This window comes from Acinetobacter sp. YH12201, from assembly GCF_013418145.1.
In the GTDB taxonomy this organism is placed as follows: Bacteria; Pseudomonadota; Gammaproteobacteria; order Pseudomonadales; family Moraxellaceae; genus Acinetobacter.
Genome location: NZ_VPCP01000132.1, coordinates 1 through 4,832 on the forward strand (window position 1 = coordinate 1; position 4,832 = coordinate 4,832).

Below are 4,832 nucleotides of genomic sequence, written 5' to 3' on the forward strand. Positions count from 1 at the left end.
TTAGACCTTTAGCCAATTCGGCAGCCATACTTTTGATTGTTGCTTCATCCATGTGAAGTACCTTTTGTAATTATCCTCTGAAGGATAAATGAAAATTAAGTACTTACACAAAATTTAGAACAGTCCCTATGTCGAAGAAAATCGCCAACTTTCTGCCATCGCTCTGGTTACTCATGTGTTTAACAGTAAAGCTGATCTGTATTTATCCCAATTAGACCATGACACTGTGGACCTGTTTATTCAGGCGCTGCAAGATGACTTTATCCTGATCAATCATTATGGAGAAGCATTCGGTCATACCCGAATTCATGAATCATTTTTAAAGTTACGTCTGGAAGAATTTAAACTTACAGCCCTGGTTTTAGCCTTCAAGGCACAGCAACAGACTGGGCCAAGTGAATTGCAACAGCAGAGGGTGGAAGGCTAATACCAGCGATCTGTAAAAATGGTAGAAAGAGATATTGTTCATCAGCACAAGTGCTGTAGTTAAGCTAATATAGTTAAATAGATAAACTGAAACAAACTTGAGCTAATCTATATGGCATGATATAGCTGGTACCTAATTACAATAAGGAAACGCTCCATGACACGCGATTTTGAACAATTCCCCGATGATGAAAATGGTAATGTACTTTGGCAAATGGCCGAAGATGGCGATGACCTGACCGAAGCGCATGAAATTGAATTTTCCATTGCTTTTCAGTCTGAAGAACAGGCACAAAAATGTGCACTTTATCTGCTTAAAGAAGAGCAAAAAATTAGCCTGTTTGAAGATGAAGAAGCCGATACGGTCGAGTGGATTATTACCATTTATGTGTATATGGAACCTGAATATTCAGACATCGTCGATCTGGAAGAATGGTTCACTAAAATTGCGACGCAATATGATGGCGAATATGATGGCTGGGGCTGCATGGCCTATGTCTATGAAGATGAAGAATGGGAAAATGAAGTCAAAAGTTAATCCATATTCCTAAAAAAAATTAACAGGTTGGGGATGATCCAAGTTAAGCCAATCGGATTGAACCTGTTAAAACACGCCTTAAGCATTTAGATGCTTAGGGCTTTTTTAATGGCAAAATTTTATTAAAAGCATCAGAAATGAGCTGAAACTCAGCGCTGCATGACTAAAAGTGGGTTTCTCATTATTTTTAAGTTTCTATCTGTTTTAATTCTTCTGAATTTTTAATTTAAATATTTGATTTTAATAAGGTTGTGTTGCGATTTTTAACTCAGCTATTTGAATGTCATCTCTCTGCGTTGTTTACCAAATACCTGCAATGTATTTACCAAGCACTTCCTTTGTAAAGAAAACTCTTTGCTAGATTAATACATAAATTGCAAAAAAGTTTATCTCTATTCCCAGAAAAAAAGGAGCATAGCATGGCAGTCAATCACTATGTGGCCTATGGTCCAGAAGTAGAGCAAAAACAGGAAAATGAAGAAGCAGACATTCAGCACATCGTAGAGTATATGGCGCAAACCCATACTCAGGTTTTTGACAAGCATCGTCATGCGGTACGAGATGCACATGCAAAATCTCATGGTTTTTTAAAAGGCATTTTGATCATTCCGGAAAACCTGCCCAATCACTTGGCACAGGGAATTTTTGCCCATCCGGGTTATTATGATGTCATTGTGCGTCTGTCTGCCGCTTCTGGAGATTTGCGTAGTGATAAAACACCCGCACCTCATGGTTTTGCCCTTAAAATTTTAAATGTACCGGGCGAGCGCTTATTGCCAGAAGATTCAAGCGATGGAAAAAATCAGGATTTCCTGATGGTCAATATTCCGGTGCTGGCTTTTGGGACGGTACGTAAATATATGCAAATGCTGCCTTTCATCATTGAAGGAGAAAGAACGCCTGAACTGGTCATGCATAGCCTGCGCAATGTCATTCGTGGAATGGATCATCTGCTCAATCGCGCTGGCTTGCCAGCATCTACGATGATAAAAGGTCTGGCACGCAGTCAACATCATGTGCTAGGAGAAACCTATCACAGTATGGCTGCTCTTCGTTATGGCAACTATATTGCCAAAATGAGTGTGGCACCTGAATCTGAATCGGTGAAGCAGTTGACCGGTCTACAGATGCATATTCAGGATGATTCTGGCATACGTGATCTGGTACAGGACTTTTTCAAGCATAATACGGCTGAATATGTGATTCGCGCCCAGCTCTGTACTCATCTGGGCCGTATGCCTGTCGAAGATGCGTCGGTCTTATGGGATGAGGATGAGTCACCGCATCAGGCCATTGGAACTTTACATTTTCCGCGGCAAAATACCTTCAGTCCGGCACGTCGGGTTTATTCGGATGACGTGCTGTCTTTTACCCCATGGCATGGGGTAAAACAACATCAGCCTCTGGGTTCCATCATGCGTGTACGTATGCAGGCTTATGAACGTTCATCCTGTTTTCGGCACTGTATGAACATCCAGCCCCGCACAGAACCCAATGATATTGATGATATGCCAGATTAAATATTCACAGCCGGATTTTACACTCAGACTAAAAATACCTGCCTGAATGCAGCTGTTTTAGACCTATACTGTTTAGGGATATTTTAATTGCTGATTAACAAGGAAGTGAAAAACCTGCTTAATATTGTATTAAAGTCCTACATAGTCATAGAGTAACAGCAATAGTTTTCATCTTAGATCAGCATTTAAAAACAACAATAAGATGAGGTTGTAAAATGAGCAAAAGTAATACGGTTAAATTGCATCGGGTATTGAGCGCACCCCCAGAACGGGTGTTTAAAGCCTTTATTGATCTGGATGCTCTGGTTAAATGGATGGCACCGCATGGTTTTACCGCGAAGGTTCATCATCTGGATGCAAAAGTGGGTGGAAGCTATAAAATGTCGTTTAGCAATTTTTCTACTGGTTCCAGCCATTCCTTTGCTGGCACCTATCATGAAATCATTCCCAATCAATTGTTACGCTATACTGACCAGTTCAATGATCCCAATTTTCCCGGAAACATTGAAGTGGTCATTCAATTCAAAGCAGTGTCGGTGGGAACTGAAGTGCATATTACCCAATCGGGTATTCCTGATGTTATTCCAGTGGAAGCCTGTTATTTGGGATGGCAGGAATCTTTGCAACTGCTCACTTTACTGGTCACTCCTGAAATTCCAGATCAATAGTGCTTTACAATGCAAATTCAAATTAAACGTGCCTATGCCGAAGTTTTACCTTCAGATGGCAAACGTATTCTGGTTGACTGACTGTGGCCCAGAGGCATTAAAAAGGAAGATGCCAAAATTGATTTGTGGGTTAAAGAAATCACGCCATCGACTGAGCTGCGAAAATGGTATGCGCATGACCCCGAACATTGGGACGAATTTCAGCAACGTTACAGGGCTGAACTGCGTTCACAAGCAGAGTTGTTGCAGCAAATTAGAGAAATCGCTAAACAGGAAAAAATTAGTCTTATCACCGCAGTAAAAAGTGAAAGATATAACCATGTGATTGTACTCAAACAGGTTTTAGAGGAAAGGTGAAAGCATCTGCTGAGTAGATTTATTCCATAATTTAAATAAGGTTTTAGCAGGTGTTTGGCGGATAAAATGCTATAGTAGCGTTTTTGAGGTTTTTTTTATGTCTTTGCCAAATTGCCCCAAATGTAATTCAGAATATGCTTATCAAGATGGCGATTTGCTGATTTGCCCAGAATGCGCTCATGAGTGGAAAGAGGGTGAAAGCAGTACTGAACAGGCTACAATTATTAAAGATGCAAATGGCAATGTGCTTGCTGATGGCGATACAGTTACCCTGATTAAAGATCTGAAAATTAAAGGTTCTTCATCGGTGATTAAAGTCGGAACCAAGGCGAAGAATATTCGTTTATTACCTGACTCAAGTGATGGTCATGATCTGGACTGTAAAGTGGATGGTTTTGGTGCCATGAAATTAAAATCTGAATTTGTGAAAAAAGCTTAATTCACTACATTAAAAAACCAAAAAAGCTCTGGCGACATGCTGGAGCTTTTTTATGAGCTGGTGCCCATTTGCGCATGATTTTGGAATTGGTTTTTTATAATGGCTATGCTTGATTCAACATTGAGATATCTATCTGATGATTACTCCCTTCATGCTATAACTACCGTCCTTCATCTTAAAGAATTGTTGTTATGCCGCATATCCATCTTGAATATTCAGACAATGTAGAAAATTTTCAAGCAAAATCCCTCTTGCTTGCTTTAAATCAGGCGCTGGTTGATGGAGCTTATGTGACTGCCGCAAATGAGCTAAAAAGCCGTGCCATTTGCCAGCACGACTATGTCATTGGTTTGGGAGATGTTTCACAAGCCTATGTCCATGCGAAAGTTTCTTTATTGGCTGGATGTAGTTTGGAGTTACAACAGCAAATTGCTCAAGTGATTCTACACACACTTGAACAGCACATACCAGCTCAAAGCCAAGTCAGTGTACAGATTTGTGTGGAAATATTGGAAATGCAGAAAGCCACTTACGCTAAAAAATTGTTTAAGGCTTTGCTTCCTGATTTAGTCCGCGGGTATAGAGAGAATAGGTTGGCAATTTTTCTCTTGCATGTATGTTTACTGTGCTTGGCTAGAAATAGCCAAGCGTGTATTTAAGACGATAAATCATTCAAATATAAATCTAAACAATGATTATAAAATGTACTTTTTTTGAAATAAAAAGTCATTTTTATTTCATATAAATAGCGTATTTTTAAGTAAGCGTCCGCTGAACACACCTTATGAATTCATCCTATAAGCCTTAATTTAGTCCCCACTTAAAAACAAGTGGGGACTAAAATTTATGACTACAAATAATCAGACATCCATCGCATCTCTTGC

At 39.7% G+C, this 4,832-nt stretch carries 5 protein-coding genes and 2 pseudogenes; all 7 read left to right on the forward strand.

Features of this window, described 5'->3' with window-relative positions:
* The first annotated feature begins 175 nt into the window (after positions 1-175).
* Complete coding sequence (locus FTU91_RS15620) at positions 176-427, forward strand: DUF4041 domain-containing protein (RefSeq protein WP_180043025.1); 252 nt, start codon at positions 176-178, stop codon at positions 425-427.
* A 156-nt stretch (positions 428-583) separates the two neighbouring features.
* Positions 584-964 carry a ribonuclease E inhibitor RraB gene (locus FTU91_RS15625; RefSeq protein WP_086197659.1) on the forward strand — a complete coding sequence of 127 codons (381 nt, stop codon included), beginning with the start codon at positions 584-586 and terminating at the stop codon, positions 962-964.
* A 419-nt stretch (positions 965-1,383) separates the two neighbouring features.
* Positions 1,384-2,484 (forward strand): catalase family protein, encoded by a 1,101-nt coding sequence (locus FTU91_RS15630; RefSeq protein ID WP_180043024.1) that lies wholly within the window; start codon positions 1,384-1,386, stop codon positions 2,482-2,484.
* 215 nt (positions 2,485-2,699) lie between these two features.
* Positions 2,700-3,152 (forward strand): SRPBCC family protein, encoded by a 453-nt coding sequence (locus FTU91_RS15635; protein WP_180043023.1) that lies wholly within the window; start codon positions 2,700-2,702, stop codon positions 3,150-3,152.
* A 9-nt stretch (positions 3,153-3,161) separates the two neighbouring features.
* Positions 3,162-3,509: pseudogene (locus FTU91_RS15640) on the forward strand (DUF488 domain-containing protein).
* 97 nt (positions 3,510-3,606) lie between these two features.
* On the forward strand, positions 3,607-3,948 hold the full coding sequence (locus FTU91_RS15645; RefSeq protein WP_166170817.1) for a zinc ribbon domain-containing protein YjdM: 342 nt from the start codon (positions 3,607-3,609) through the stop codon (positions 3,946-3,948).
* A gap of 191 nt (positions 3,949-4,139) precedes the next feature.
* A pseudogene (locus FTU91_RS15650) lies at positions 4,140-4,493 on the forward strand (5-carboxymethyl-2-hydroxymuconate Delta-isomerase); the annotation flags it as partial.
* Positions 4,494-4,832 lie beyond the last annotated feature (339 nt).

What these genes read in the sequence shown, in the direction of transcription:
- FTU91_RS15625 (WP_086197659.1), top strand. Translation starts at nt 584, where the DNA reads ATGACACGCGATTTTGAACAATTCCCCGATGATGAAAATGGTAATGTA.
- FTU91_RS15630 (WP_180043024.1), top strand. Translation starts at nt 1,384, where the DNA reads ATGGCAGTCAATCACTATGTGGCCTATGGTCCAGAAGTAGAGCAAAAA.
- FTU91_RS15635 (WP_180043023.1), top strand. Translation starts at nt 2,700, where the DNA reads ATGAGCAAAAGTAATACGGTTAAATTGCATCGGGTATTGAGCGCACCC.
- FTU91_RS15645 (WP_166170817.1), top strand. Translation starts at nt 3,607, where the DNA reads ATGTCTTTGCCAAATTGCCCCAAATGTAATTCAGAATATGCTTATCAA.